Below are 426 nucleotides of genomic sequence, written 5' to 3' on the forward strand. Positions count from 1 at the left end.
ACACAATCTTATATTGAGGATACACTCTCCCCCTACGGTAAGGTTCGAACGAATCTTTCTCTTGGCCAGGGCGGCGATCTGGATGGCAGTTCCATCGATTATTTTGTTCCCTGGTACGATAATCAAACCACTGTTTATTTCAGCCAATTTTCTGCGCAACGAAAAGAAGATCGTACGATCGGGAATATTGGCCTTGGTGTAAGACATAATTTTGATAAATGGTTGTTGGGTGGAAATATATTTTATGATTATGATTTTACCCGTGGGCATCGCCGTTTAGGTTTAGGTGTCGAAGCGTGGACTGATTATTTAAAATTCTCTGGCAACTATTATCACCCGCTTTCTGACTGGAAAGACTCCGAAGATTTCGATTTTTATGAGGAGCGTCCTGCGCGCGGCTGGGATATTCGCGCCGAAGCCTGGCTT

General features: G+C 44.1%; 1 protein-coding gene. It reads left to right on the forward strand.

Going from position 1 to position 426, the window contains the following annotated elements; genetic code table 11:
- On the forward strand, positions 1 to 426 hold a 426-nt coding region (locus JNB91_RS30425), incomplete at both ends, for an inverse autotransporter beta domain-containing protein (protein ID WP_220329129.1).

The sequence above is a fragment of the Aliirhizobium wenxiniae genome (assembly GCF_019511445.1).
Classification (GTDB): domain Bacteria; phylum Pseudomonadota; class Alphaproteobacteria; order Rhizobiales; family Rhizobiaceae; genus Neorhizobium; species Neorhizobium wenxiniae_A.